The sequence below is a fragment of the Promicromonospora sp. NPDC090134 genome, assembly GCF_044746965.1.
Lineage (GTDB): Bacteria > Actinomycetota > Actinomycetes > Actinomycetales > Cellulomonadaceae > Promicromonospora.
The window spans coordinates 90,552-117,505 of record NZ_JBIVCZ010000005.1; the positions used below are offsets into that span (position 1 = coordinate 90,552).

Annotated in this window: 24 protein-coding genes and 1 tRNA gene; 17 read left to right on the forward strand and 8 right to left on the reverse strand. The window is 73.2% G+C overall.

Annotated elements, in window-relative coordinates:
* Positions 1–106 precede the first annotated feature (106 nt).
* Genes ispD through ACIPN7_RS15125 form a run of 3 tightly spaced genes read left to right on the forward strand, consistent with a single transcriptional unit; the run spans position 107 to position 1,961 of the window.
* Positions 107–823 (forward strand): 2-C-methyl-D-erythritol 4-phosphate cytidylyltransferase, encoded by a 717-nt coding sequence (ispD, locus tag ACIPN7_RS15115; protein ID WP_400543493.1) that lies wholly within the window; start codon positions 107–109, stop codon positions 821–823.
* Complete coding sequence (gene ispF, locus ACIPN7_RS15120; RefSeq protein WP_400543496.1) at positions 820–1,365, forward strand: 2-C-methyl-D-erythritol 2,4-cyclodiphosphate synthase; 546 nt, start codon at positions 820–822, stop codon at positions 1,363–1,365. Before ispD ends, ispF begins: the two co-directional genes overlap by 4 nt.
* A complete protein-coding gene (locus ACIPN7_RS15125) occupies positions 1,362–1,961 on the forward strand; it encodes a TetR/AcrR family transcriptional regulator (protein ID WP_400543499.1) in 600 nt (199 codons plus the stop codon). Before ispF ends, ACIPN7_RS15125 begins: the two co-directional genes overlap by 4 nt.
* A 23-nt stretch (positions 1,962–1,984) precedes the next feature.
* On the opposite strand, the gene ACIPN7_RS15130 is transcribed toward ACIPN7_RS15125, so the two are convergent.
* Complete coding sequence (locus tag ACIPN7_RS15130; RefSeq protein WP_400543502.1) at positions 1,985–3,322, reverse strand: D-arabinono-1,4-lactone oxidase; 1,338 nt, start codon at positions 3,320–3,322, stop codon at positions 1,985–1,987.
* A 57-nt stretch (positions 3,323–3,379) separates the two neighbouring features.
* Here ACIPN7_RS15130 and ACIPN7_RS15135 point away from each other — a divergent pair, with 57 nt between their 5' ends.
* From ACIPN7_RS15135 to rlmB, 4 genes are all read left to right on the forward strand, one after another.
* The gene (locus ACIPN7_RS15135) at positions 3,380–4,609 is read left to right on the forward strand and encodes an amino acid deaminase/aldolase (protein WP_400543505.1); all 1,230 of its coding nucleotides are present in this window, start codon (positions 3,380–3,382) and stop codon (positions 4,607–4,609) included.
* Between the two features lie 33 nt (positions 4,610–4,642).
* Complete coding sequence (locus tag ACIPN7_RS15140; protein WP_400543508.1) at positions 4,643–5,893, forward strand: low temperature requirement protein A; 1,251 nt, start codon at positions 4,643–4,645, stop codon at positions 5,891–5,893.
* 81 nt (positions 5,894–5,974) lie between these two features.
* Positions 5,975–7,402 carry a cysteine--tRNA ligase gene (gene cysS / locus ACIPN7_RS15145; protein ID WP_400543511.1) on the forward strand — a complete coding sequence of 476 codons (1,428 nt, stop codon included), beginning with the start codon at positions 5,975–5,977 and terminating at the stop codon, positions 7,400–7,402.
* Positions 7,403–7,434: 32 nt separating this feature from the next.
* Complete coding sequence (gene rlmB, locus ACIPN7_RS15150; protein ID WP_400543514.1) at positions 7,435–8,424, forward strand: 23S rRNA (guanosine(2251)-2'-O)-methyltransferase RlmB; 990 nt, start codon at positions 7,435–7,437, stop codon at positions 8,422–8,424.
* A 7-nt stretch (positions 8,425–8,431) separates the two neighbouring features.
* Here rlmB and ACIPN7_RS15155 read toward each other — a convergent pair whose 3' ends face one another.
* The 3 genes from ACIPN7_RS15155 to otsB all read right to left on the reverse strand — a co-directional run bounded on the left by ACIPN7_RS15155 (position 8,432) and on the right by otsB (position 13,422).
* Positions 8,432–9,676: a DUF4032 domain-containing protein gene (locus tag ACIPN7_RS15155; protein ID WP_377229163.1), complete on the reverse strand. Its 1,245-nt coding sequence runs from the start codon at positions 9,674–9,676 to the stop codon at positions 8,432–8,434.
* A 145-nt stretch (positions 9,677–9,821) separates the two neighbouring features.
* The gene (locus ACIPN7_RS15160; RefSeq protein WP_400543517.1) at positions 9,822–10,940 is read right to left on the reverse strand and encodes an ABC transporter ATP-binding protein; all 1,119 of its coding nucleotides are present in this window, start codon (positions 10,938–10,940) and stop codon (positions 9,822–9,824) included.
* A 151-nt stretch (positions 10,941–11,091) separates the two neighbouring features.
* Complete coding sequence (gene otsB / locus ACIPN7_RS15165; protein WP_400543520.1) at positions 11,092–13,422, reverse strand: trehalose-phosphatase; 2,331 nt, start codon at positions 13,420–13,422, stop codon at positions 11,092–11,094.
* 175 nt (positions 13,423–13,597) lie between these two features.
* On the opposite strand from otsB, the gene ACIPN7_RS15170 reads away from it, so the two are divergent.
* From ACIPN7_RS15170 to ACIPN7_RS15180, 3 genes are all read left to right on the forward strand, one after another.
* Positions 13,598–15,412, forward strand: a complete 1,815-nt coding sequence (locus ACIPN7_RS15170) for a serine/threonine-protein kinase (protein WP_400543523.1) — start codon at positions 13,598–13,600, stop codon at positions 15,410–15,412.
* 120 nt (positions 15,413–15,532) lie between these two features.
* Positions 15,533–16,378, forward strand: a complete 846-nt coding sequence (locus ACIPN7_RS15175; RefSeq protein ID WP_400543526.1) for a DsbA family protein — start codon at positions 15,533–15,535, stop codon at positions 16,376–16,378.
* Between the two features lie 134 nt (positions 16,379–16,512).
* A tRNA-Thr gene (locus ACIPN7_RS15180) sits at positions 16,513–16,588 on the forward strand.
* Positions 16,589–16,631: 43 nt separating this feature from the next.
* Here ACIPN7_RS15180 and ACIPN7_RS15185 read toward each other — a convergent pair.
* Positions 16,632–17,861 (reverse strand): CynX/NimT family MFS transporter, encoded by a 1,230-nt coding sequence (locus tag ACIPN7_RS15185; protein ID WP_400543529.1) that lies wholly within the window; start codon positions 17,859–17,861, stop codon positions 16,632–16,634.
* Between the two features lie 48 nt (positions 17,862–17,909).
* On the opposite strand from ACIPN7_RS15185, the gene ACIPN7_RS15190 reads away from it, so the two are divergent.
* Positions 17,910–18,593, forward strand: coding sequence for a FadR/GntR family transcriptional regulator (locus tag ACIPN7_RS15190; RefSeq protein ID WP_400543532.1), 684 nt, complete (start codon positions 17,910–17,912; stop codon positions 18,591–18,593).
* Positions 18,594–18,597: 4 nt separating this feature from the next.
* Positions 18,598–19,749, forward strand: a complete 1,152-nt coding sequence (locus tag ACIPN7_RS15195; protein WP_400543535.1) for a phosphotransferase family protein — start codon at positions 18,598–18,600, stop codon at positions 19,747–19,749.
* Positions 19,750–19,763: 14 nt separating this feature from the next.
* Here the strand turns inward: ACIPN7_RS15195 and ACIPN7_RS15200 are convergent, their stop codons facing one another.
* The 3 genes from ACIPN7_RS15200 to ACIPN7_RS15210 form a co-directional block, all read right to left on the reverse strand.
* Positions 19,764–20,312: a TetR/AcrR family transcriptional regulator gene (locus tag ACIPN7_RS15200; protein WP_400543538.1), complete on the reverse strand. Its 549-nt coding sequence runs from the start codon at positions 20,310–20,312 to the stop codon at positions 19,764–19,766.
* A 37-nt stretch (positions 20,313–20,349) separates the two neighbouring features.
* A complete protein-coding gene (locus tag ACIPN7_RS15205; protein ID WP_400543541.1) occupies positions 20,350–21,885 on the reverse strand; it encodes an MFS transporter in 1,536 nt (511 codons plus the stop codon).
* A 133-nt stretch (positions 21,886–22,018) separates the two neighbouring features.
* On the reverse strand, positions 22,019–22,873 hold the full coding sequence (locus ACIPN7_RS15210) for an SGNH/GDSL hydrolase family protein (RefSeq protein WP_400543544.1): 855 nt from the start codon (positions 22,871–22,873) through the stop codon (positions 22,019–22,021).
* A gap of 101 nt (positions 22,874–22,974) precedes the next feature.
* Between ACIPN7_RS15210 and ACIPN7_RS15215 the strand changes: the two genes are divergently transcribed.
* From ACIPN7_RS15215 to ACIPN7_RS15235, 5 genes are all read left to right on the forward strand, one after another.
* Positions 22,975–23,691 carry a uracil-DNA glycosylase gene (locus tag ACIPN7_RS15215; protein WP_400544388.1) on the forward strand — a complete coding sequence of 239 codons (717 nt, stop codon included), beginning with the start codon at positions 22,975–22,977 and terminating at the stop codon, positions 23,689–23,691.
* 113 nt (positions 23,692–23,804) lie between these two features.
* Positions 23,805–24,101, forward strand: a complete 297-nt coding sequence (locus ACIPN7_RS15220; protein WP_400544390.1) for a DUF3263 domain-containing protein — start codon at positions 23,805–23,807, stop codon at positions 24,099–24,101.
* A gap of 42 nt (positions 24,102–24,143) precedes the next feature.
* Positions 24,144–24,794, forward strand: coding sequence for a LytR C-terminal domain-containing protein (locus tag ACIPN7_RS15225; protein WP_400543546.1), 651 nt, complete (start codon positions 24,144–24,146; stop codon positions 24,792–24,794).
* Positions 24,795–24,998: 204 nt separating this feature from the next.
* Positions 24,999–25,202: a cold-shock protein gene (locus ACIPN7_RS15230; RefSeq protein WP_020017272.1), complete on the forward strand. Its 204-nt coding sequence runs from the start codon at positions 24,999–25,001 to the stop codon at positions 25,200–25,202.
* Between the two features lie 226 nt (positions 25,203–25,428).
* The gene (locus ACIPN7_RS15235) at positions 25,429–26,949 is read left to right on the forward strand and encodes a phytoene desaturase family protein (RefSeq protein ID WP_400543550.1); all 1,521 of its coding nucleotides are present in this window, start codon (positions 25,429–25,431) and stop codon (positions 26,947–26,949) included.
* Positions 26,950–26,954 lie beyond the last annotated feature (5 nt).

The window sequence follows — 26,954 nt, forward strand, 5'->3', positions numbered from 1 at the left end:
CACCCACAGGATCCCCAGCTCCACTGATGCACCGGTCTGGCGACCGGTGCATCGTGCCCCACGGGATCCTTCGTTTCAATCATGATCCTGTGGGGACCCCGACGAGATGACGACCCTTGCAATCCTGACGGCCGCCGGCTCGGGCTCCCGACTAGGGCGAGACCTGCCCAAGGCGCTGGTGGAGCTCGACGGTTTCCCGCTCGTGCTGCACGCGGCACGGCGCCTGGCGGCGTCGGGAGTCGTGGACTCGCTCGTGGTGACCGCGCCCGACGGGCTCGTGGGCGTGATGGCCGACCTCATGGCGGACGACCCGCACGTCCACGTCCCCGTCGAGGTGACGGACGGCGGTCCTACCCGGCAGGCCTCCGTGCACGCGGGCCTCGCGCTCGCCCGGCCGGGTGACGACGTGGTGCTGGTGCACGACGCGGCTCGTCCGCTCGTCCCCCCGGACCTCGTCCGGCGGGTCGTTGCCGCCGTCCGCAGCGGCCACGGGGCCGTGGTGCCCGGCCTGCCGGTCACGGACACGGTGAAGCAGGTGCGGCCGGACGGCGACGCCGAGCTGGTCACCGGCACCCCGGACCGCTCGATGCTGCGGGCCGTGCAGACGCCCCAGGGGTTCGCGCGCGACCTGCTGGTGCGCGCGCACCGGACGGGCGCCGCCCGGGCCCGGGCGGAGCACCTCGCGGCGACGGACGACGCCGGCCTCGTCGAGGTGCTCGGCGAGCCGGTCCACATCGTGCCGGGGGACGCCGCCGCCTTCAAGATCACCACCGAACGCGACCTGTGGCTCGCGTCCCTCGTGCTGCAGGAGAGCAACGCATGACCGACCCGTCGAGCACGCCGGCCCCCGTGGTCCCGGCCGCCGCGTACCCCTTGCCGCGCACGGGCATCGGCGTCGACGTGCACGCCTTCGCGCCGGACGGGTCGGACCGCGAGATGTGGCTCGGGGGCCTGCACTGGCCGGGCGAACGCGGCCTGGCCGGGCACTCCGACGCCGACGTCGCCGCGCACGCGGCGGCGGACGCGCTGTTCTCCGCGGCGGGCCTGGGCGATCTCGGGTCGCACTTCGGGACCGGCCGTCCCGAGTGGGCGGGGGCCTCCGGGACCACGCTCCTGGCCGAGGCCGCGAGGCGCGTTCGGGCTGCGGGGTACATGATCGGTAATGTGGCTGTTCAGGTGATCGGAAACCATCCGCGGGTGGGCACGCGGCGCGACGAGGCTCAGGCGGCGCTGTCCGCCGCCGCGGGCGCGCCCGTGTCCCTTACCGCGACCACGACGGATGCGCTCGGGCTGACCGGGCGCGGCGAGGGTGTCGCGGCGATCGCGACGGCGCTCGTGGTGCCCGACGGCAGGGTCGTGGCATGAACAACAAGCGCAAGCCGCTGGACGAGCGGCGCGCCGAGATCGTCGAGGCCGGGCTGAGCGTGGCGATGCGCGAGGGCGTCGAGTCGGTGACCGTTCGCCGCGTGGCGCAGGAGGCCGGCATCTCGCTGGGTACGGTGCACTACTGCTTCGACGACAAGGACGCGATGCTGCGGGCCATGGGCCGTGCCATCGCGATGCGGGCGTCCGAGCCCATGATCTCGGCGCTGGAGGTCGGGCCGGACCGCACGACCCTGGCCGCCACGGCCGTGGACGCCCTCCTGACGGGTCTCAAGCAGCACCAGCACATGCGGCTGCTCACCTTCGAGTTCGCCGTCTCGGGCGCGCGCACGCCGGTGCTGCGCGAGGTGGCGCAGGCGCACCTCAAGCAGAGCATCGTGATGACGCGGGAGTACCTGCTGCGGCTGGCCGAGGTCGCCGAGGCCAAGTACCGGACCGACATCGACGCGCTGTCACGCACGGTGGCCATCCGCATCGACGGCATCGAGCTGGCCTGGATGGTCGACCAGGACGACGCCGCGGCGCGGTCCGCCTTCGCCGACCTGACCCACGACGTGTTCGACGACATGCAGCCCTGAGGGCTCGCTGTCCCCGGCCGGGTCTAGATGGCGAAGACCCGCTGGGTGTACGGGTTGGCGAACACGCCCTCGGGGTCGGCTGCCTCGCGCGCCCGGCGGAAGTCGCCGAACCGCCGGTACTGGCCCGCGAGGTAGTCGGCGTCGCGCGTGTGCATCTTGCCCCAGTGCGGGCGCCCGCCCGCGGCGGTGAAGATCTGCTCGGCGGCGTCGAAGTACCGCGCGTAGGGCAGGCGCCAGTACTGGTGCACGGCGACGTACGCGGTGTCGCGGCCGTACGCGGTCGAGAGCCACACGTCGTCGGCGGGGGCGAAGCGCACCTCGACCGGGAACGGGACGTTCTCGCCGGTGGACCGCTGCCAGGCGTCGAGCTGGTTCAGCACGTCGACCACCGCGGCCCGCGGCACCGCGTACTCCATCTCGCGGAACCGCACGCGACGGTGGGTGCAGAACACCTGGTGCGACGGCGCCGTGTAGCGGCGGGCGCTCAGGGCGCGGGCCGAGATCGCGTTCAGCGTGGGGGTCGCCGCCGGGAGCAGGGTCGCGATCTGGTTGACGGTCCCGAAGAGCGCGTTCGACAGCACCTCCTCGTCGAGGAAGGAGCGGGCCGCCCCGGCCGCCTTCCGCAGGGAGTGCGCCAGGCCCGAGCCCGCGTTCACCCCGGCGTCGACCCGGGTGTTGCGCAGCGTCAGGGCGCGCCGCGTCGCCGGGAACCAGTAGAACTCGAAGTGGTCGCTGCCCGCCACGAGGTCGTCGAGCTCCTCGAGGACGCGGTCCAGGGGCCAGGGCTCCTCGACGGCGTGCAGGTCGAAGGCGGGGACCGCCTCGATGGTCACCGTGCTCAGCACGCCGGTGGCGCCGAGGCCGAGGCGGGAGGCCTCGAACAGGTCGTGGCGCTCGGTGGGCGCGGCGCGCACGACGTCGCCGTCGGGCCCCACCACCGTCAGCGCGCGCACGCGGGTGGCGAGGCCGCCGAACCGTGCGCCCGTGCCGTGCGTGCCGGTGGAGATGGCGCCGGCCACCGACTGCCGGTCGATGTCGCCGAGGTTCTGCATGGCCAGCCCGCGCTCGGCCAGGATCCGGTTGAGCTGGTGCAGCCGCATGCCCGCGCCCACCGTGACCAGGGCGTGCCCGGTGTCGGGGTCGCGCTCCACGCGGTGCAGGGCGTCGAGCTGGTCGAGGTTGAGCAGCACGCCGTCCGTGGCCGCGGCCGGCATGAACGAGTGCCCGGCGCCGACGGCGCGCACGGTGTGCCCGTCCTTCACGGCGCGGCGCACGGCGTCGGACAGCTCGTCCTCCGAGGCCGGCTGCTCGAGTCGCGCGGGCGTGGCGGTCACGTTGCGTGCCCAGTTCGTCCAGATCACCGGAGCACTATCCCACGGGCCCCGCGCTGCTGGACAGAACCGGAGTAGCGTTCGGGCATGAGCTCCGCAGCAGACATCGCCGCGCGGCTTTCCGCCGCCACGTCCGGCCTGCCGGCCCCCGTCGCCGTGGTCGACCTGGACGTGTTCGACACCAACGCGCTCGACATCCTCAAGCGGGCCGACGGCGTACCCGTCCGCGTCGCGTCGAAGTCCGTGCGCGTGCGCTCGCTGGTCGAGCGGGCGCTCGGGCACGGGTTCGCCGGTGTCATGGCCTACTCGCTGCGCGAGGCGCTGTGGCTGGTCGGCGAGGGCACGCGCGACGTGCTGGTCGGGTACCCGACGGTGGACCGGGAGGCGCTGGCCACGCTGGCCGCCGACGCGACCGCGCGCGCCGAGATCACCCTGATGGTCGACGACGTGGCCCACCTCGGCCTGATCGCCGAGGCGGAGGAGCGCGTGAGCGCGGGCGGCCCGGCCGCCGCCACGGCGCGCACGGAGGCCGGGCGGCCGATCCAGGTCTGCCTGGACGTCGACTGCTCGCTGCGGGTCGGCGTCGGGCCGCTGACCGCGCACCTGGGCGTGCGCCGCTCGCCCCTGCGCGAGCCCGGCGACGTCGCCGCCCTGGCGACCGTGGCCCAGGCCAAGGGCCTCGCGGTGCGCGGCCTGATGTTCTACGAGGCCCAGGTGGCCGGCCTGCCGGACACCAGCCCCGCCGTCCGGGTCGTCAAGCGGCTCACGATGCGCGAGGTGAACGAGCGCCGGGTGCGGATCCTCACGGCGGTGCGCGACGCCGTCGGGCACGAGGTGGAGCTGGTCAACGCGGGCGGGACCGGGTCGATCGAGGTGAGCGGGAGCGCGCCCGGCGTCACCGAGGTGACCTCCGGTTCCGGGCTGTTCGCGCCGGGGCTGTTCGACGGCTACCGCTCCTTCGAGGCGCGGCCGGCGGCGTTCTTCGGCCTGGACGTGGTCCGCGAGCCCGCACCCGGCTGGGTGACCGCGTTCGCGGGCGGGTACGCGGCGTCCGGCCAGGCGGGCAAGCTGCGACTGCCGCGCCTGTTCACGCCCGGTTACACGCTGAGCGGGACCGAAGGCGCGGGCGAGGTGCAGACGCCGCTCAAGGCCACGCGGGCGGACGGCGGCGTGCTCCGCACCGGCGACCGGGTCTGGCTCCGGCACGCGAAGGCCGGCGAGATGATGGAGCGGTTCGACCAGGTGCACCTCGTACGAGGGGCCGAGATCACCGAGACGGTGCCGACCTACCGGGGCGAGGGCCGCAACTTCGGCTAGGCCCGCCGGCGCGGGATCGGGTAGAACAAGCCCATGTCCACACTGCACCACCGCAACCGGCCGATGACGGGTCGCGACCCGCACGAGCCGGCGCGCACGGCGACCCCGCTGGAGCTGCTGTTCGACCTCACGTTCGTGGTCGCGTTCGGGGTGGCCGGCGAGCAGGGCGCCCACCTCCTCGCGGAGGGGCACGCCGCGTCGGGCATCATCGGGTTCGCGTTCTCGATGTTCGCCATCTGCTGGGCGTGGATCAACTTCAGCTGGTTCGCCTCCGCGTTCGACACCGACGACTGGTTCTACCGCGTCACCACGATGGTGCAGATGATCGGCGTCGTGATCCTCGCGCTCGGCCTGCCCGAGATGTTCAGCTCCCTCGACGAGGGCGACCGCGTGCACAACGAGGTCATGGTCGCCGGGTACGTCGTGATGCGGCTGGCCATGCTCGTGCAGTGGCTGCGCGCGGCCCGCCAGGCACCCGAGTACCGGGCCATCTGCATGGGGTACGTGCGCACGCTGGTCATCACGCAGATCGGCTGGGTGATCCTGGCCGTCGCGCCCGTGACCGTGCCCGTCTTCCTCGTGTGCGGCGTGCTGCTGGGGATCGGGGAGATGGCGGGTCCGTGGCTCGCGGAGCGGTTCGGCACGCCCGGCACCGGCCGGCAGAGCACGCCGTGGCACGCCCACCACATGGCGGAGCGCTACGGGCTGCTCGCCATCATCACGCTCGGCGAGGGCGTGATCGGCACCGTCGCGTCGCTGTCCGCCACCGTGGAGGGCTCCGGATGGACGCTCGACGCCGCCCTTGTGGCGCTCGCGGGCACCGGCCTCACGTTCGGCCTCTGGTGGACGTACTACCTCACGCCCGACGCCGAGCTGCTGCACCGGTACCGCGAGCGGTCGTTCGCCTGGGGCTACGGCAACATCGTGGTCTTCGCGGCGCTCGCCGGCGTCGGGGCCGGGCTGCACGTGGCCGGCTACTACCTGGAGGGGCACTCGCACCTCGGCGCCGTCGGGACGGTGCTCGCGGTCGCCGTCCCCGTGCTCGTGTTCGTGGTGGCCGACTACGTCCAGTTCTGGGTCCTCAGCCGGTCGGTCAGCCCGCTGCACCTGTACCTGGTGCTCGGCACGGTCGCGATGCTCGCCGTGGCCGTCGCCGCCGCGTCGGCGGGCGTCCCCATGTCGTGGGCCCTGCTCCTGGTGATGCTCGCGCCGGCGATCTCGGTCGTCGGGTACGAGGCGCGCGGGCACCGGCACGTGGCCCGGCTGCTCGGGGACGACGCCTAGACCGCGGGGCATGCGGCAGACCCTGGAACGAGCCCGGGCAGTTGTCGAGGCGGGAGCCTGAAGCGCCGGTACCCTTGACAGGTGACTATTCGCCTGTTTGACACCGCTGCGCGCGAGGTGCGCGACTTCACCCCCATCACCCCGGGCGAGGTCGGCATCTACCTGTGTGGCGCCACGGTGCAGGCACCCCCGCACGTCGGCCATCTGCGCCCGGTCATCGCGTTCGACGTGCTGCGCCGGTGGCTCACCCGGCGGGGCCTGAAGGTCACCCTGATCCGCAACGTCACCGACATCGACGACAAGGTGCTGGCCAAGTCGGCCGCCGCCGGCCGCGAGTGGTGGGCGCACGCCGCGCTGTACGAGCGCGTGTTCACCCAGGCGTACGACGCGCTCGGCGTCGTCCCGCCCACCTACGAGCCGCGGGCCACGGGCAGCGTGCCCGAGATGGTCGCGCTCATGGAGCGCCTCGTCGAGAAGGGCCACGCCTACAGCACCGGCGAGGGCAACGTCTGGTTCGACGTCCACTCCTGGCCCGCCTACGGCGAGCTGACCCGGCAGCGGGTCGAGGACCTCAGCCCCGAGGAGGGCGCGGAGGTCGCCGCGGGCTCCGCCGCGGCGGACAAGAAGAACCCGCACGACTTCGCACTGTGGAAGGCGCCCAAGCCGGGCGAGCCGGAGTCGGCGTCCTGGGACACCCCGTACGGGCGCGGCCGCCCCGGCTGGCACCTGGAGTGCTCCGCCATGGCCCGCCGCTACCTGGGCGAGACGTTCGACATCCACGGCGGCGGCCTCGACCTGCGGTTCCCGCACCACGAGAACGAGCAGGCGCAGTCGCGGGCCGCGGGCTACGGGTTCGCGCAGCGCTGGATGCACGTCGCGTGGGTCACCCAGGCCGGCGTCAAGATGTCGAAGTCGCTGGGCAACGGGCTGCTCGTCAGCGAGCTGCTGGCCCAGGCGCCCGCGCCCGTGGTGCGCTACGCGTTGGTCGCCGTGCAGTACCGGTCCATGCTCGAGTGGGCGCCCGACACCCTGGACGAGGCGCGCACCACGTGGGAGCGCCTGTCCGGCTTCGTCACGCGCGCCTCGGAGCGGGTGGGCGACGTCCCGGCCGAGGAGGTCGCCAAGGCGGACGTCCCCGGGGCGTTCGCGGCCGCGATGGACGACGACCTGAACGTGCCGCAGGCGCTCGCCGTCGTGCACGAGCACCTGCGGGCCGGCAACACGGCCCTTGCCTCCGGGAGCGACGCCGCCGTCCGCGACGCGCTGGTGACGCTCCGTGCGATGCTGGACGTGCTGGGCCTGGACCCGGCCGACCCGCAGTGGTCGACGTCGGGCGACGACCGGTATGCGACGGCCCTGGACGGCCTCGTGGCCGCGGAGCTCAAGGCGCGCGCGGAGGCACGCGCCGCGAAGGACTGGGCCACCTCCGACGCGATCCGGGACCGCCTCGCGGCCGCGGGCATCGAGGTCCAGGACAACGCCGACGGGGCCCGCTGGTCCCTCTCCTGATCTGACACCCCGGCTAGAGACGAGAAACAAAGATGGCAGGCAATTCCAAGCGCGCCGGAGCGGTGCGCAAGGTCGGCTCCAAGAAGGGCGCGCAGGTCGGCACCGGCGGTCACAGCCGCAAGGCGCTGCGCGGCAAGGGCCCGACCCCCAAGGCGGAGGACCGTACGTACCACCCCGCGCACCAGCGCAAGGTCGCGGCCGAGAAGCGGGCCACCGCGGCCGGACGCCGTCCGGGCAGCCCGGGCGGGCGCGGCGCCGGCCGCAAGGGCGCCGGGGCGGCCGAGGTCGTCGCCGGCCGCAACGCCGTGCTGGAGGCACTGCGCGCGGAGATGCCCACCGAGGGGATCTACCTGGCCTCGCGCCTGGAGTCGGACGACCGCACCCAGGAGATCCTGGAGATCGCGCACGCGCGCAGCCTGCCGATGTTCGAGGCGTCGCGCCTCGACCTGGACAAGATCACCGACGGCGCCGTGCACCAGGGCGTCGCGATGAAGGTGCCGGCCTACGACTACAAGGACGCCGACGACCTGCTCGACGTCGCGGCCGAGGCGGGGGAGCCCCCGCTGATCGTGGCGCTGGACGGCGTCACCGACCCCCGCAACCTCGGGGCCGTGCTGCGGTCCGCCGGGGCGTTCGGCGCGCACGGCGTGCTGGTGCCGGAGCGGCGCGCGGCGGGCGTGACGGCGTCGGCGTGGAAGGTGTCCGCGGGCGCCGCCGCGCGTGTGCCCGTGGCGCGTGCGACCAACCTGGCGCGCGAGCTCGCCGAGCTGAAGAAGACCGGCTGCTTCGTGGTGGGCCTCGACGCGGGCGGCGACATGCCCGTGGGCGAGCTCGCGTACGCGAACGACCCGCTGGTGCTGGTGGTCGGGTCGGAGGGCAAGGGGCTGTCCCGCCTGGTGCGCGATGCGTGCGACGCGGTGGTCTCGATCCCGATCGCGGCCACGACGGAGTCGCTGAACGCCGCGGTGGCGGCGGGCATCACGCTCTACGAGGTGGCCAGGCAGCGCGCGGAGGCGAGCTAGGCCCTGGTCAGGCCTGCTGCTCGGCCTCGCCCGGTGCGAGGCCGAGCAGGGCGTCCTCGTCGGGGCGGTGCCGCAGCACGTTCTCCACGTACGACGTCGCTGCCTCGGGCAGCGGGATGTCCCGCTGCGCCTGCTGGGAGATGAACCAGCGGTGGTCGAGGATCTCGTGGAAGAGCTGCGCGGGCTCCAGCTTGCGCCGCATCTCGCGGGGCACGGCGTCGATCGTCGGGCGGAAGACCTGGCGCACCCAGGCGTGCGCCACGATCTGCTCCTGGTCGTTCTGCCGGTCGGTCGCGGCGCGGAAGCTGTCCAGGTCGTTGAGCATGCGGCGCGCCTGGTTCTCCTGGACGTCCAACCCCGTGAGGCGCAGCAGCCGGCGGGAGTGGTGCCCGGCGTCGACCACCTTGGGCTGGATGCGCACCTTGGTGCCGTCGATGTCCGTGGTGATCTCCAGCTCGCCCACGTCGAAGCCGAGGTCGTTGAGCCGCTCGATGCGCGCGGCGACGCGCCAGCGCTCCTCGGAGTCGAACGCCTCCGAGATGGTCAGCGCGGCCCACAGCTCCTGGTAGCGCTCCACCAGGGCGTCGCCGATGGACACCTCGTCGACGTCCTCGTCGAGCAGCTCGCCCGCGGCGAGGTCCATCAGCTCGCCGATGATGTTGGTGCGCGCCAGGTCGACGTCGTAGTTGCGCTGGCCGTCCGTGAGCTGGCGGTGCATGTCGCCGGTCTCGGCGTCGACCAGGTAGGCGGCGAAGGTCTCCGCGTCACGCCGGAAGAGCGTGTTGGACAGCGAGACGTCGCCCCAGTAGAAGCCGACGAGGTGCAGGCGCACCAGGAGCACCGCGAGGGCGTCGATGAGCCGCGTGGCGGTGTCGGGCCGCAGGTCCTGGCTGAACAGGGCGCGGTAGGGCAGCGAGAACGGCAGGTGCTCGGTGATCAGCACGGCCTCGAGCCGCTCGCCGTCGGGCGCGCTGCGGCCTGTGATGACGCCGACGGGTACGACCGAGGGCACCTCGATGCGGTGCAGCTGGCGCAGCAGCGCGTACTCGCGGTAGGCGACGGTCTCGCCGATCTCCTTGATCGCCAGCACGCGACCGCCGTGGTTGACGAAGCGGACCACGTGCCGCGAGATGCCCTGGGGCAGGGCGGCGAGCACCTCGTCCGGCCACTCGGCCAGGGGGATGTGCCAGGGGAGGTCCAGCAGAGTGGGGTCGGGTGCGACCGCGGTGATCTGGAGGTTCTGCTGGGGCATGGGCACCATTCTGGATGACGGAAGCGCCGAGGCAGAACTACGGCGAGATAGAACTGTGGCGAGACAGGACGCCGGCTGGTGCCGACGTTCTGTCTCGCCACAGTTCTACTTCGCCACGGTTCTACCTCGGCGAGGGAGCTTCGGCTCAGCCGAGGCGCTCACCCGTGGTCGCGGAGAACACGTGCGAGTGGCCGGCCTGGATGGCGACGGAGATGACGTCGCCCTTGTCCGGCACACCGCGCGGGTCGATGCGCACGATGACCTGGTTGGTGTCGCCGGCGCTGAGGTCGACGTCGGCGGCGTCGCCCTTGAGCGAGCCGTAGACGAAGGCGTCGGAGCCGAGCTCCTCGACCAGGTTGACCTCGACCTCGAACGAGCCGGCGGTGCCGGTGGAGACGACGTCGAGCGCCTCGGGCCGGAAGCCCAGGGTGACCTTGCCGCCGTCGGCCTCGGCCAGGTTGCTCGCGATGGAGCGGTCCAGCGGCACGCTGGCCGAACCGACCTTGACCTGGCCCTCCTTGACGTCGAACGTGCCGATGTTCATGGCGGGGGAGCCGATGAAGCCGGCGACGAAGACGTTGTTCGGGCGGTCGTACATCTCGCGCGGGGTGCCGACCTGCTGCAGGATGCCGGCGTTGAGGACCGCGATGCGGTCACCCATCGTGAGGGCCTCGGTCTGGTCGTGGGTCACGTAGACCGTGGTGACGCCCAGGCGGCGCTGCAGCGACGCGATCTGCGTACGGGTCTGGACGCGGAGCTTGGCGTCGAGGTTCGACAGCGGCTCGTCCATGAGGAACACCTGCGGCTGGCGCACGATGGCGCGGCCCATGGCGACACGCTGACGCTGACCACCCGAGAGGGCCTTCGGCTTGCGGTCGAGGTACTCGGTGAGGTCGAGGATCTTCGCGGCCTCCTCGACCCGCTGGCGGATCTCCGCCTTCGGGGTGCCCGCGATCTTCAGGGCGAAGCCCATGTTGTCCGCCACCGACATGTGCGGGTAGAGCGCGTAGTTCTGGAAGACCATCGCGATGTCGCGGTCCTTGGGCTGCACGTCGGTGACGTCGCGGTCACCGATGAAGATGTGCCCGCCGTTGACGTCCTCGAGCCCCGCGAGCATGCGCAGCGAGGTGGACTTGCCGCAGCCGGACGGGCCGACGAGGACGAGGAACTCGCCGTCCTCGATCTCCAGGTTCAGCTGGTCGACGGCCGGGCGCTCCGTGCCCGGGTAGACGCGCGTCGCGTGGTCGAAAGTGACCGTAGCCATGAGAAAACATCCCTCCACCGGCAGGTACGTGCCGGACGATCCGTTGTGGTCGGGTGCCGTTGCTTCCACTCGCGTGTCGGCGGTGACACTGTTGCAGCGCGATCGTACCCCGGTTGGTCAAGGCCGCGGTATCGACCGGGTCACGTACGGGTCAGTCCTCCCCGCGCAGCGTGCGGGCGAGGCCGGCCAGGACGGCGGCGAGCGCGTCCTGGTCGGGCACGCGGTGGGAGGCGAGGGTGTCGCCCGTGCCCACCTTGATCGACAGGTCGCCGGCCTCGAGCGCGCCGAAGGCCTGCTCGTCGGTGGTGTCGTCGCCCGCGTACAGGACGCGCACCTTCTCGACGCCCAGCTCGGCCGCCACGGTGCCGCGCAGCCGGCGCAGCGCCTCGCCCTTGCTGGTGGTCACCACCGACACCTCGACCACGTCCTTGCCGTGCATCACGGGCAGGCCCAGGTTGGCCGCGACCTCGTCGGCGGCCACGGTGATGGCAGCGGCGTCGTCCACGCTCGCCAGCCGCGTGTGCACGACGGCGGCCGCGGGCTTGACCTGCACCCATGCCCCCTCGCGGCCGGACACCGCGGACTCGAAGCCCGCGACGAGCGCGTCGAGCTGGCCGGACTGGACGGTGGTCAGCTGGAAGGGCACCTGGTCGACGCCGGTCGGGGTGGCCCGCCCGGCCTCGGCGCCGTGGCTGCCCACGAGGAACGTGCCCTCGGGGGCGACGGTGCGCTCGGCGAGGTCGGACAGGTCGCGGCCGGAGACGAACGCGAGGCGCACCGGTGCCTCCTGCGCCAGCGCGTGCAGCTGCTCGACCGCGGTCCGGGCCGCGCGCGTCATGGTCGACGACTTGGGGTCGTCCACGAGCGGCGCCAGCGTCCCGTCGAAGTCGGAGGCGAGCAGCCAGCCCGTCGTCGGCTTCTTGCGGCGTCCGTTCCCGTTGCCCATGCGCGCGAGCCGGCCCTTGGCAGGGATGCCGTCGGGCACGGTGGTGAACGCCGTCAGGGCGTCCCGGAGGTTGTGGTGCCGGGGCTCCGCCGAGCGCGGGTCCACGCTGAGCGGCCGGGCCGGCACGGCGGTGAGCACGCCGAGGAAGGTCTCCGACCACTTCGCGACGTCGTCGGACAGGACCTTGCGACGCAGGCGCCGCATGCGGCGCCGCTGCTCCCGGGGGTCCATGGTCGCGGCGGCCACGATGATGTCCTTCATGCCGTCGATGTCGTGCGGGTTGACGAGCAGCGGGCCGGGGGAGAGCTCGTCGGCCGCTCCGGTGAACTCGCTCAGGACCAGGGCGCCGCGGTCGTCGGAGCGGGCGGCGATGTACTCCTTGGCCACCAGGTTCATGCCGTCGCGCAGCGAGGTCACCAGCAGCACGTCGGCGGCGAGGTAGAGCGCCGCCATCTCCTCCGGCGGGTAGGAGTGGTGCAGGTAGTGGATGGCGGAGTGGCCGAGCTCGCCGTACTCGCCGTTGATCCGGCCGACCAGGACCTCGACGTGCTCACGGAGATCCTGGTAGGCGCCGACGTTCTCGCGGCTGGGGCTCGCGACCTGCACGAGGGTCGCGTGCTCGACGTCGAGGCGGCCGTCGTCGAGCAGCTCGCCGTACGCCTTGATGCGGTGCCGGATGCCCTTGGTGTAGTCGAGCCGGTCGACGCCGAGCATGAGCGTGTCCGGGTTGCCGAGGTCGGCCTTGATCTCCTTGGCGCGGGCCTGGACCTCGGGGGTGCGCGCGAGCGTGTCGAACCGGTGGGAGTCGATCGAGATCGGGAACGACGACGCGCGCACGTGCCGGCCGGGGCGCCCGTCGGCGTCCGGGATGGTGATGACGGGGCCGCGCGTGGTGAACCCGGTCAGCCGCCGCGCCGAGCGCACGAAGTTCGCGGCGTCGCCGTTGCGCTGGAAGCCCACGAGGTCCGCGCCGAGCAGGCCGTCGATGATCTGCCGTCGCCACGGGAGCTGCGCGAACAGCTCGACCGGCGGGAACGGGATGTGGTCGAAGAACCCGATGCGCAGGTCCGGCCGCAGGTCGCGCAGCATGCGGGGGACGAGCTGGAGCTGGTAGTCGTGCACCCAGACGACGGCGCCCTCCGCGGCCTGCTCGGCGGCGGCGTCGGCGAAGCGCTGGTTGACCCGGCGGTAGGCGTCCCACCACTGGCGGTGGTAGTCCGGCCGCTCGATGACGTCGTGGTAGAGCGGCCAGAGGGTCCCGTTGGAGAAGCCCTCGTAGTAGCGCTCGATCTCGGTGGCGCTGAGCGTGACCGGCACCAGCAGCATGCCGTCCGCCTCGAAGGGCTCGTGCGCGAGGTCGGGGGCGCCGGACCAGCCGACCCAGGCGCCGTCCGCGCCCTGCATGACCGGTTCGAGTGCCGTGACCAGGCCGCCTGGTGACCTCTGCCAGGTGAGGTCACCGGTGGGGCCGACCGAGAAGTCGACCGGGAGCCGGTTCGCGACGACGACCAGATCGTACCCGTCTTTACCCGGCAATGTACTGCTCCTTATGTGTGGATGATTCTCGCTCTGCTGCGTCAAGAGTAACGAGGTCTCTTCCCTGCTCAGAGTAACGAAGTCCGGCTCCACTCGAACGTCGGCCCGTCGCGGTGCTGGTCAGGGGCTGGATGCTGGCGGGCGTCCGCTGTCGGTGACGGCTACGGTGTGCCTCATGGAGGAGGTGGAGGCCTCGATCGCGCCCCCGCACGGTGCCGGCCCCGCTGCCGGTGCGAAGCTCGGCGGGTACACGGTCGTGCGCGAGATCGGGTCGGGCGCGATGGGCGCCGTCTACCGCGCCCAGGACGACGGCGGGAACGCCGTCGCGCTGAAGATGCTCCACCGCCACCTCGACGACCCCGCGGCCCGCGAGCGGCTGCGCCGCGAGGCCACCGCGCTGCGGGGCCTGAGGCACCCCGCCGTGGCCCGGGTGCTGGACGCCGAGCTCGAGGGTCCTGACGCCTTCATCGTCACCGAGCTCGTCGAGGGCCCCACGCTCGAGGAGGAGATCGACGCGCGCGGGCCCCTGGACTCCCGCGACCTCTTCGAGCTCGCCGACCAGCTCGCGGACGCCCTCGAGGCCGTCCACGGCACCGGCGTGGTGCACCGGGACCTGACGCCGTCCAACGTGCTCATCGCGCGCACCGGGCCGGTCCTGATCGACTTCGGGCTCGCGCAGGGCCCGGGCGACGTGCGGGCGACCCGGACCGGGTTCGTCATGGGCACCCCCGGCTACCTCGCGCCCGAGCTGCTCGACGGCGCGGAGCCCGGCCCCGACACCGACTGGTGGTCCTGGGCCGCCGTCCTCGCGTTCGCCGGCACCGGCCGCGCGCCGTTCGGCGTGCGGCCCACCGAGCTCGTGCTGCGCCGCTCGCGGCAGGGCCAGGCCGACCTCGACGGGCTGCAGCCGCGGGCCGGCCGGGCGCTCACGGCGGCGCTCCGGGCCGTACCCGCCGAACGCTGGGGGCCGAACGAGGTGGCGCGGGCGCTCAAGGCCGAGTCGGACGCCTTCGTCGCCGCGACCACGGGGGAGGGCGGTTCGGAGACGGCGGTCCTCGACCCCACCGGCGACGGGACCGTCGTGGTGGCGGGCGACGCCAGCTCGACGCGCGTCATGCCGAAGGGCCTGCTGCCCCGCAGGCGACCCGTCTCCGCGGCGGCGGGCGGTGCCGGGGTCGGGGCGGCGGCGGGAGCCGCCGCTGCCGCGCGCAACCCCGACCCCGTGGGCGGCGTGGGCGACCTGGCGCAGGGTGTGGGCAGGGCCAAGGGCCGGTCGGTCACGGGCCGGGCGGTGGGCTCGCCGGGTCCGGGCGCGTCGTCGGGCGGGACCGCCCTCCTGCCGGAGCCGGCGAACCCCGCACGTGTCACCGGCTACCGCACGCTGTTCCTGACGCTCACCCTCGCTCTCATGACGCTCGCCGCGACCCGGCCGGGCGCCGCAGTCGCCGCACTGGTGGTCCTGCTCGTCGTGACCCGGCTGGCCGGCATCGCCGTCGACGAGTTCCGCAGCCGCCGCGCGCGGCGCGGACCGAGCCGCAGCGACGCGCTGGTGGCGACCCTCGTGTCCCCCTGGCACCTCGTACGCGCCGTGTTCGGCGTGCTGCCGGCCGTGGCCGTCGGCATCTGCGCCGGGGTGATCGTGGTGCTGCTGGGACTGCTGGTCTTCGCGCCCGGCAACGTGATCATCGCCCCCGTCCCGGCCGTCGAGGCGCGGTCCGTGGGCGGCATGAACCAGCCGATCGTCGACAGCCTGGTGCTCGCCGTCGGGATGCTGGTCACCGTGGTCGTGACGTGGTGGGGTCCGGCGTCGTACGGGACCCGGGTCGGGGCCGGGCCGCTGCTGCGCCGGATCGCCCCGACCAAGGGCTCGAAGACGCTGGTCACCCTGGTCGTGCTGGCGCTCGCGCTGCTCGCCGCGATGCCCCTGTTCGGCAGCCCGGTGGACGTCGTCTGGTGGCCGCTGGGCGACCGGCCCGCCGTGACCTGGTGACCCCGGTCCTGGTGTCCGGATCGTACAGAAACGTTCAGCGGTCTCCCAGCGAACGCTAGTAGGCTGGGTGAAGGCGCGTGTCGCGCCTCGCCCCATTGGCCCGCATCTCGAAGGACCCCGATGTCGACGAATCAGACCAAGGCACAGCGCCGCGACGCGGCCCGTGCCGAGGCCCTTGCTCTCCAGAAGAAGCAGCAGGCACGCGAGAAGCGCAGCCGCCTGATCGTGCTCGGACTCCTCGGGCTCGGAATTATCATCCTGGTCGTGGCGGTCGTCCTGATCTTCATGGAGTCGCAGAAGACGGCCATGGAGAAGGTCGAGAACATCCCGGCCGGCGTGGTGCAGGAGACCGGGATTCCCGTGGGTGCCGACGGCGCCGCGGGCACCTCGAACGAGGGCGCCAAGACGCTCGACGTGTACGTCGACTACATGTGCCCCATCTGCGGCCAGTTCGAGCAGACCAACAGCGCGAGCATCACCGAGATGCGCGAGGCCGGTGACGTCACGTTCGTGGTGCACCCGGTCTCGATCCTGGACCGCACCTCCCAGGGCACCGAGTACTCGACACGTGCGGCATCGGCGGCGGCCTGGGTCGCCGACCGCGCCCCGGAGCAGTTCGCCGCGTTCCACGACGCGATGTTCGCGAGCCAGCCGGAGGAGAACACCGCGGGTCTGTCCGACGAGCAGATCGCCCAGGTCGCCGAGCAGGCGGGCGTGCCGGCCGACGTCGCCGCGGGCATCACCGACGGCGACGCGACCGACACCTACCGGGAGTGGGTCGAGGCCTCGACGGAGCTCGCGACCAACGACGAGGCCCTGGCCAACGCCCAGGGTGGCTTCGGTACGCCCACCGTCGTGATCGACGGCGAGCGGTTCGAGGACTGGCAGACCCCGGGCGCGTTGACCCAGGCGATCACGGGCGAGGCGGCCAGCTCCGAGGAGCCCTCCGCGGAGCCGTCCGAGTAGTACCCGGCGAGTCGACGGCGGGGTCCCGGACCGCGGTCCGGGACCCCGCCGCTCTGTCTCGCGCGGTGTCTCGGCGACGCGCGCGGACTCGACTCGGACTCCGGCGGGAGGAACCGTTAGGCTGGTCCCCGCCCGCCGCCTTAGCTCAGCTGGTAGAGCTCCCGCCTTGTAAGCGGAAGGTCGTCGGTTCGAACCCGACAGGCGGCTCCAGCGGCCCGGGATCCCAACGATCCCGGGCCTGCTTTGTCCAGGGTCAGACGAACCGGCGGCGGCCGGCGAGCGCGCCGAAGACCATCTGGGCCAGCAGCACCGCAAGGAGCATGGCCAGCGGAATGGGCCAGCCGCCCGTGACGTCGTGCAGCAGACCGAACAGGAACGGCCCGAGCGCGGCGAAGAGGTACCCGAAGCCCTGTGCCATCCCGGACAGCCGCGCGGTGTCGGCACCGGTCCGCGCGCGCAGCGCGATCACGGTCAGGGCGAGGGAGAACACGCTCATCCCGAGGCCGGCCAGCAGGCTCCACAGCAGTGGCGACCAGGCCGGGGCCAGCATCAGCCCGGCCGTCCCGGCGATACCCAGGACGCTGAGCGTGATGATCCACCCGCCCTGCCCGCGCCCGCGCGCGGCCAGCGGGGCGACGAACAGGCTGATCGGCACGGCCATCAGCGAGACCAGGCCCATCAGCAGCCCGGCCTCGTCGCGCGGCACGCCGGCGTCCATCAGCACCTGCGGGAACCAGCCCATGGCGGCGTAGGCGTAGAAGGCCTGGAGGCCGAAGAAGCCGGTGACGATCCAGGCCAGCCGGTTGCGCAGCAGCGAGCGGCCGCCATCGACTGCCTCGACGTGCCGCGGCGTCCGGCCGGTGCCACGGGCGGCGAGGAGCCACGCCAGCAGCGCGACGACGGCCAGGACCGTCCACGCGCCCAGCGCCGGGCGCCAGCCGCCGAACACGTCGCCGAGCTGCGGCGTCACCGCCGACCCGAGGGCGCCGCCGCCCTGCAGGGCAGCGGTGTAGACGCCGGTCATGACGCCGATACGCGCCGGGAAGGAGTCCTTGATGACGACGGGGATCAGCACGTTGACCAGGGCGATCCCGGCGGTGGCGACCAGCGTGCCTCCGAGCACCACGGCCGGGCCGTCGAGCACACGCAGCACGAGCCCGGCGGCGAGCGTGGTCAGCGCGATCGAGATGGCGGCGCCGATCCCGGCCCGGAGGGCGAGCAGGGGCGCGACGAGGCCCGCGCCGGCGAAGCACAGCGTCGGCAACGTCGTGAGCACGCCTGCCCAGACCGCGGAGACGCCCAGGTCGACGCGCATCTCCTCGAGCATCGGGCCGACGCCGGTGATGGCCGGGCGCAGGTTGAGGGCGACGAGCACCACGGCGACCGCGAGCAGCACTCCGGCGGCCACCACACCCGGCGTCCGCGTCTCCACGGCGCCGTTCAGCTCGGGTTCCAGGCCGGATTCATGGTGGTCGACGTGCATGACCGCTACCCTGGCATACGTAGGATGATTGGATGAAAGGAATTCGCTGTGCCTTTGGCCACCACTCACCGGGCCGGCCTCGTCGACCAGGTCATCGAGCAGCTGCGGACCGCGGTCCGAGAGGGCGAATGGCCCGTCGGCGAGCGCATCCCCACCGAACCCGAGCTCAGCGAGCAGCTCGGCGTCGGCCGCAACACCGTCCGTGAGGCCGTGCGCGCGCTCGCGCACACGGGCCTGCTGGAGGTCCGTCAGGGTGACGGCACGTACGTGCGCGCCACGAGCGAGGTCTCCGGTGCGATCCGCCGACTTGCCGGTTCGGAGCTCCGGGAGGTGCTGCAGGTGCGGCGCACCCTCGAGGTCGAGGGCGCCCGGCTCGCCGCCACGGAGCGGACGGAGGACGACGTCGCCGAGCTGCGCGCCCTGCTCGCCCGCCGCGCGACCGAGCTGGCCGAGGCGCGTTGGGAGGACTTCGCGCGGACGGACGCCGAGTTCCATCGGGCGGTCGTCCGGGCCGGGCACAACGGGCTGCTGACGGAGCTCTACCTCGGGCTGACGGAGGTCGTCACGGCGAGCGTCGCCGCGACGTCCACCATCACGCCCGGCGCGGAGCACGTGCCCGAGATCGGCCACGAGGGGCTGGTCGACGCCGTCGCGCAGCAGGATCCGGACCGGGCCGTCGCCGAGGCCTGCGGCTTCCTGGACGAGCTCCTGTCCCGCGTCGAGAGCTCCTGAGCGGGTGCTCGCACACCCCCTGACCGAGGACCGCCGTGCGGCGGTGACCGCAGCCCTGTCCCGGGTCGCGGGCGGCGCCGTCGCGGTTGTCGACGAGCAGCACGTCGGTCACGACTGGGCCCCGGTCACGCGCCTCCGGCTCGACCGCGACCTGCCGGGGGGCGGGGCATCCGTGATCGTCAAGCACCTCCGGGTGCCGGGGGAGGGGCACGGCGGTCCGCCCTACCTCCGCCGCGAGGCGGCCGGGTTGCGGACGGCGGCGCGGAGCGGTGTCGCCCCGAGGCTGCTGCACGCCGACGACGGCGCGGGGTTCCTGCTCCAGGAGGACCTCGGCACCTGGCCGACCCTCCAGGACCAGCTCCTGGGCGACGACCCGCGCGCCGCGACGGCCGCCCTCGTCGACACGGCGACCGCCGTCGGGCGCCTGCATGCGACCACGACCGGTAGCGATGCCGCGCACCGGGAGGCCCTCGACGGGTTCTCGTCCGACGTGACGAGCGGGGCGCTCTACGACTTCGGCGCGGACCACTGGGAGCGCGTCGAGCGGCAGTGCGCGGATCTCCGGCTGCCCGCGGGGCGACCGGCGCGGACGGCGGTGCTGCGCCTGCTCGGCCGCGTGGCCGCGCGCGGGCCAGGCACGGCGCTCGTGCACCTGGACCTGAACCCGACGAACGTGCTGGTCACCGGCGACGGCGCCCGGCTGATCGACTTCGAGGGATCCCGCATCGGACACACCGGGATCGACGCGTGCTTCCTGCACTACCCGTTCCCGCACCACAGCAGTCCGTGGGGCGTGTTGCCGCCGGAAACCGTCGAGGCCGCCGACGCGGCGTACCGCGCGGCGCTGATCGCGAACGGCGCGGACCTGCTGGCCGCCGACCACGACCAGGTGCTCGCCGACGGCGCCGTCGTCGCGCTGCTCGGCAGGCTCGTCCGGCTGCCGCTGATCGCCCGGCCGGATCAGGCGCGGGCGGACGCCCGGCGGCGTCGGGGGCAGATCGTGCACCAGGTCGAGACCTGCGCGCGCCTGACGGAGCGTGCCGGAGGCCTGACGGCGCTCACCGGGTGGCTCCGGTCGCTCGGCGAGGCGCTGACGCTGCGCTGGCCGGCCGCCGCGGCGTCGCGGGCGCCTGTGTTCCCCGCCTTCTCGGGGTGAGCTCCAGACCCCGCTCAGGCCCCGGGAGCCCCCGCCACGGCGCGCACCAGGTGCTCCGCGACCGCGCGGCGCTGGGCATCGGGCATCGACCGGTAGGTGAGCGACTCGAACATCCACAGCCCGTCGGCGGCGAGGCGCGCCACCAGCAGCGACATCGAGGCAGGGTCGGCCTCGGCGTCGTCGGGCACGGGCGCCCACCGCTCCAGCACCACGCTCCACGGGCCCGCCCACTCCGGACGCGTCGCGGCCTCCAGCATGAGCTGCAGCTCCGCCCGGGTCGCGGCCTGGGCGCTCACGCGGATGTAGGCGGCCAGCCGCTCGTCGGGGGTGAGCTGGTCCGCCGGACGGCCGGCGTCGGCCTCCAGCGTGGCCTCCCACCGCGCGGCCAGGTGCTCGTGGATGGCGACGAGCAGGCCCTCCCGGGACGGGAAGTGGTACATGATCCCGCCGCGTGTCAGCTCCGCCTCGGCCGCCACGGAGTCGAACGTCACGGCCGTGACGCCCTCGCGCTGGACCAGGCGCACGGCGGATTCGAGGATGCGGTCGCGGTTGCTCGGTCGCACGGGGTCTCCTGCGGGGCTGCGTCGCGGTGGGTGCGGTTCAGTGTCCCGAACCGTAGGCGGAGGATGCCGATCCCGGCCCGTAGGCGCGGAGCAGCACTGTGGTGACGATAGCGCCGAGCGCCAGGACCGCGGCGCAGACCACCATGACCACGAAGTAGCTGTTCCCGAACGCCTGGGACGCGGCGGCGAGCACCTCGGGGCCGGTGCCCGGGGCGGTCACGGCGTCGGACATCGACCGGCCCGCCTCGACGGGGGCGCCCTCGGGCAGGCGGACCGTCGCGGTGTAGATGGTGGTCAGCAGCGAGCCGAGCAGGGCCACGGCGGCCAGGCTGCCGAACTCGTAGGAGACCTCCTCCACGGAGGAGCCCATGCCGGCCCGGCGGGCCGGCACGTTCCCGATGATCGCCGTGGAGGCCACCGACATCGCCGCCCCCAGCCCGAGGCCCGTCACCAGCAGGCCCGCGAGCAGCAGCCACTCGGTCCCGTGCTGCACGCCGTACAGCGTGCCGCCCACGCCGACGGCGCCCACGGCCAGGCCGCCGCCGATCAGCACCCGCAGGCCCACCACGTGGAGGAACGCCCCGGCCAGGAGCGAGGACGGCAGCGAGCCGAGGGCGATCGCGGCAACCAGGAGCCCGGACTCCAGCGGGGTGAACCCGGCCACGAGCTGGAACCGCTGCGTCGTGGCGAGCTGCAGGCCGCCCATGGCGAACATCGCGATCGCCGCCGCCAGCACCCCGGACGAGAACGCGGCGTTGCGGAAGATCGACAGGTCGAGCAGCGGGAACGGCAGCCGTCGCTGCCGGCGGACGAAGACCCACCAGCCCACGACGGTCACGGCGGCTGCCCCGAGGACGACGGTCCCGGACCGGTCGGCGCGGGCGACCTCCTTGATCAGGACCACGAGCCCGACCAGCGTGACCAGGGCCTGGACCGACGAGACGAAGTCCCACCGGGTCGCGGGGTGCGGGTCGTCCTCCGGCGCGACGGCGAGCCCGACGATCACGGCCAGCAGGACCACCGGCACGTTGATCAGGAAGATCGAGCCCCAGGCGAAGTGCTCCAGCAGCACACCGCCGACGATCGGTCCCAGGGCGCCGCCTACGACGGACAGGCTGCCCCACACGCTGATGGCGATGTTGCGCTCGCGCTCGTTGACGAAGGCCACCCGGATCAGGGCCAGCGTGGCCGGCATCATCGCGGCGGCGCCGACGGCGAGCAGCCCGCGCGCGGCGATCAGCACCTCGGGCGTGGGCGCGGTCGCGGCCAGGAAGGAGGCGAGCCCGAACACCACGAGGCCGGACACGAACATCCGCCGGTGCCCGAACCGGTCGCCCAGCGTGCCCGAACCGAGCAGGAGCCCGGTCATCACAAGCGGGTAGGCGTTGATGATCCACAGGCTCTCGCTCCAGCTCGCGTCGAGCTCGCGCGTGAGGGTCGGCAGCGCCGTGTACAGGATCGAGTTGTCCAGCGTGATCAGCAGCAGGCCGGTGCCCACGGTGACCAGGAGCGTCCAGCGTCGTCCGGTGCTCAGCTGGGACGTGCCCGCAGTGCGCGGAGGGCTCATCGTCATGGTTGTAAATGTACCATCTAGAAGGTTAAGTTACGCGGCCAGGGCAGGGTTGCGGAGACGTCAGAGGCTCCCCGGCGCGAGCACCGGGGAGCCTCTGAGATTCACCCTCGAAGTGTAGGGCCGGGTGGGGGTCCTACGCGCGCGGCCAGGCCCCCGGCGTCGGCCACTTGGCGGTGCGCCCGTCGCCGCTGGAGGTGCCTGTCAGGCGCCGCTTGACCCAGGGGCCCACGTGCTGGCGCATCCAGGCGGCGTTGGCGCGCGCCGTCTCGCGGAAGGCCGCGGGCGGGGCGGCGTCGAGCGGCACGTCGTAGGCGGCGTCGTCCGGCTCCAGGCCCAGCGCGACCAGGGCCGCGTTCGCCACCCGCTGGTGCCCCTCGGGGGTGAGGTGGATGCGGTCAGAGGACCAGACCCGCAGGTCGGCCAGGGAGCGCATGCCCCACAGGTCCACGACGTGCGCGCCGTGGCGGCGGGCGATGGACCAGACGTTCGCGTTGAAGATGCCGACCCGGCCGTTGGTCCAGCTCAGCGCGGCGCCCGCCTTGAAGCCGGTGCCCATCAGCACGTCGGCGCCGGTGGCGCGGAGTGTGGCGACGGCGTCCTCCAGCGCGGCCGAGATCGCGTCGATGTCGGCCGTGGCGCGCAGGATGTCGTTGCCGCCCGCGACCAGGGAGACGAGGTCGGGCTGGGCGTCGAGGGTGACCCCGAGCTGCTCGGCGACGATCGGGCGCAGCTTGCGGCCCCGGATCGCGAGGTTCGCGTACTCGAGCGGCGCCTCGCCGGCAGCGATGCGGCGGGCGGAGAGCAAGGCGGCGAGGTTGTCCGCCCAGCCGCGTTGTACGTCCGGGGCGTCGGGATAGGGGTCCCACAGGCCCTCCGAGAAGGAGTCGCCCATGGCGATGTACCGCGTCCAGCGGACGGGGGCGGTCGCGGAGGGAGAGGTGGAGGGACCTTCCGGTTCTGGGGTCGTCGTCGCGCTCACGGTGCTCATTCTCGCGCCAACACCCGTGAGGAGTCGTCACAAGTAGGTGTGTCGGGCAGCACAGGGCGTCAGTGTCGGAGGGTGCCGGTAACCTCCTGAACGTGGAGACCATCGTGAACCCGACACCCCCTGCCGACGCCGCCGCTGCCGCTGGCCGGCCCCCGTTGTCGCAGGTCATCGCGCCGGACTGGGCCGAGGCGCTGGCTGACGTCGAGCCCCGCATCCATGCGATGGGCGACTTCCTGCGCAACGAGGTCGCCGAGGGGCGCACCTACGTCCCGGCGGGGGAGAACGTGCTCGCCGCGTTCAAGCGTCCGCTCGCGGACGTGCGCGTGCTGATCGTGGGCCAGGACCCGTACCCGACGCCGGGGCACGCCATGGGCCTGTCCTTCTCGGTGCAGCCGGACGTGCGGCCGGTCCCGCGCTCGCTGGTCAACATCTACAAGGAGCTGCAGGAGGACCTCGGCCTGCCGCTCCCGTCGAACGGTGACCTCCGGCCCTGGGCCGACCAGGGCGTCATGCTGCTGAACAGGACGCTGACCTGCCGCCCCGGCTCCTCCGACTCGCACGCGGGCAAGGGCTGGGAGGAGGTCACGGAGGCCGCCATCCGCGCGCTGGTGGCCCGTGGCGGGCCCCTCGTGGCGATCCTGTGGGGGGCGAAGGCGCGCAACCTCAAGGCGTGGCTGGGGGACGTCCCCGTGGTCGAGAGCGCGCACCCGTCGCCGCTGTCGGCGCGCAGCGGCTTCTTCGGGTCCAAGCCGTTCTCGCGGGCCAACGCGCTCCTCGAGCAGCAGGGCGCCCAGCCGGTCGACTGGCGCCTGCCGTAACGATCGCGGGCCGCCCCTTGGCGCCGGCGGACGTCCGGCGTGCAGACAACGTGAAAAGGACTCAGGTGAACGACAGGACAGTTCCTCCGACCCTCGGGGGGACCGGCGAGACGCTGGTCGCCCACGTCGAGGCCCCCGCCGTCGCGGGCGCGCAGCAGGGGCTCTCCGACCGGGACCGCGAGATCCTCGCGTTCGAGCGCCAGTGGTGGAAGTACGCCGGCGCCAAGGAGGAGGCGGCGCGGGAGCTGTTCGGTCTGACGGCCACGCGGTATTACCAGGTTCTCAATACGCTGATCGACTCCCCGGCCGCCCTGGAGCACGACCCGATGCTGGTCAAGCGCCTGCGCAGACTCCGGTCGACCCGGCAGCGAGCACGATCTGCACGCCGTCTGGCGGATGAGAACCACTGAGAAGGCACCGATCCGTCACAACAACCCGCTACTCTCTCTGCCGTGACGAAGAGTGGCTACCCCTACCCGCCCGACGAGTTCGACGTCGCTGTCCCCGGGGGCGCACCAGTGGGTGTGCACCGTGCACCGCGCAGCGGTTGGAGCTCGGCCTGGCCGTTCCTGCTGGTCGCCGTAGTCTGCGCCGCCGTGGCGTGGGGCGGCATCACACTGCTCTCCGGCGACGGCGACCCGGCGGAGGCGTCGGGCGACCCGTCGACCTCGGCATCCGCCCCGGCATCGCCGTCGGCCTCGGCCTCGGCGTCGGGTGAGCCGTCGGGCGAGCCCAGCGGTGAGCCGTCGGGGGAGACCGGTGGCGCTGCCGACCCCGCGGCGCTGAAGGCCGGCGCGGACCTGACTGCCCAGGTGGCCGTCTACAACGTCGGGCAGGAGGCGGGGCTCGCCGGCGAGACCGCCGAGTACCTGACGGGGCAGGACGTGGCCGGCGCGGCGCTGCGCGAGGAGCCGCAGACCCCGGACGGCGCGACCTACACGGAGAACACCGTTCTCTACGGCGCCAACCGTGCGGAGACGGCCGCCTACATCGCGGCGCTGCTCGGCATCCCGGAGGCGAACATGGTCGAGTCGGCGGCGGTCTCGGACTCGCCGGAGGCCGTGTGGGTCGCCGTCGTGACCCGGCCAGCGACGATGGGCTGACCTTCGGCTAGGTTTACCAGCCCGTACCACCACGTTGATATTCCTTGACAAGCGGCCGTTTGCAGCCCTCTGACCTGGGCGTTCGCCATGCGCTTAATGCCGCATACCGGGCATTGAGGCTTCCCTGGTGTGAGACGGACCACTACGCTCGAACCACCACGGGTCGACCGCATGGCCCGTGCAGAGGTACAAGGAGAACTACGCATGGCCCAGGGCACCGTCAAGTGGTTCAACGCCGAGAAGGGGTATGGGTTCATCACCCCGACTGCCGGCGGCCAGGACCTTTTTGTTCACTACAGTGCGATCCAGAGCGATGGCTACCGGTCCCTCGACGAGGGTCAGGAAGTCGAGTACGAGGTGGGGCAGGGACAGAAGGGTCCGCAGGCAGAGCAGGTTCGTCCAGTCTGACTCGATGGGACGACGGGTGGGAGCTACCCACCCGTCGCCCGCCACCCCCCGAGGATGCTGGGACCCAGACCCCGGCGTCCGCACTGGACGGTCGACGACGACCGGTATCGCACGATGTCGGACGACGATGCCCGACGCCACCGAGCAGCCGCCCCGTACCGCGGCTGCTCGCTCTGGTTCTCGCCCGGCGCCCCCTGCCGGCGAGCACCCATGATTCGATGAGGGCGTGACGCTCCTCGACGCGGTGGTGGTCGGCTCCGGGCCGAACGGCCTGGCGGCCGCGGTGACGCTCGCCCGCGCGGGGCTGGGGGTCCGGGTCCTGGAGGCCCAGCCCACGATCGGCGGCGGCGCGCGCACGCTCCCGGTTCCCGAGCTCGCCGGCGACCTGCTCTTCGACCTCTGCTCCGCCGTGCACCCCATGGCCTGGGCCTCGCCGTTCTTCCGGGCCTTCGACCTGCCGGCGCACGGCGTCGAGCTCGTCGCGCCCGACGTCGCCTACGCCCAGCCGCTCGGCGGCGACCGCGCGGGCATCGCGTGGCGCGACCTGACCCGCACGGCCGACGGCCTCGGGCCCGACGGCGACGCCTGGCGTGACCTGATCGGACCGCTCGCCGAGAGCTGGCGGCAGGTGACTGCGCTCGCGCTGGGGGACAAGCGGACCGTGCGCGGCATGCTGGAGGGCGTGCGCGACCACGGCGCGCACGCGTCGGAGACGTGGGGCCTGACCTCCCTGGTCCGGCCGGGCCTGCGGTTCGGCGCGGCGCTCCTCGAGCAGGGCGGCCCGCGCTGGGAACGGCGGTTCCTCACCGAGGAGGCGAAGGCCCTGCTCACCGGCGTCGCGGCGCACGCCATCACGCCCCTCCCGTCCTACGCGGGGGCGGGTACGGCCCTGCTCCTCGCGGCCCTCGCGCACGCCGACGGCGGCTGGGCCGTCCCGGTGGGCGGTTCGCAGGCCATCACCGACGCCCTGGTCCGAGACCTTCACGTGCACGGCGGCACCGTCGAGACCGGCCGTCCGGTCGACGACTGGACGGACCTCCCGCCCGCCCGGGCCGTGCTCTTCGACACCACGCCGACCACGGTGCTCCGGGTCATGGGGGACCGGATCGGGGTCGCGCGGCGCGCCGCGCTGCGCAGGTTCAAGTACGGCAACGCGGCGGCCAAGGTCGACTTCGTCCTGTCGGGTCCGGTCCCGTGGGCTGCGCCCGACGTCGGGCGTGCGTCGACCGTGCACGTGGGTGGGTCCCGCGCGGAGATGGTGATCGCGGAGGACGCCGTCGCGAACGGTGTGCATCCCGACCATCCGATGGTCCTGCTCAGCGATCCGGGCGTCGCCGATCCCGGCCGGGTGCGCGGCGCCACGCGGCCGCTGTGGACCTACGCCCACGTACCCGCCGGCTCGACGCACGACGTCACCGAGGCGGTCACGCGGCAGATCGAGCGTTTCGCGCCCGGCTTCCGCGACGTCGTCGTCGGCGCGCGGTGCATCCCCGCCGATCAGATGCAGCGGCACAACCAGAACTATCCGGGCGGCGACATCTCCGCGGGCGCCGCGAGCATGTGGCAGATGATCGCGCGGCCGACCCTCGCCCCCGACCCGTACCAGGTCGCCGAGGGGGTGTACCTCTGCTCGGCGTCGACCCCGCCTGGCCCGGGCGTGCACGGCATGGGCGGGTGGCACGCCGCGCGCCGGGCGCTGCTGCGGGAGTTCGACGTCCGCCACGTGCCGGGGCTGGCGCCGGGGTAGGCGCC